Source organism: Paraburkholderia sp. SIMBA_030 (assembly GCF_046535245.1).
Lineage (GTDB): Bacteria > Pseudomonadota > Gammaproteobacteria > Burkholderiales > Burkholderiaceae > Paraburkholderia.
On record NZ_JAWRXB010001432.1, the window covers coordinates 1 to 243 of the forward strand.

The window sequence follows — 243 nt, forward strand, 5'->3', positions numbered from 1 at the left end:
AACTAGATTTCAAATCTTTTCTTATTTTAGCAACACGATAGAATATTTCATTGGACAAATAATTTCCTCCAGGGCCATTATATACTTTTCCTTTTGGATAATTATCTACAGTTGCAACTCCACTTTCTCCATTTTTCTGGCTATACTCTCCAAAAAATATTGCTTGAGATAAACCTTTTGAAAAGGCTTTTGGAAGTGTGGTAGAAATAGTTTCTGGAGAATCATTACTTACCGATTTACTTT

1 protein-coding gene is annotated in these 243 nt (G+C 31.7%); it reads right to left on the reverse strand.

The features are described 5' to 3' along the window. Positions 1-243: hypothetical protein (locus tag SB772_RS44755; RefSeq protein ID WP_410839119.1), on the reverse strand; the 243-nt coding region annotated here is incomplete at both ends.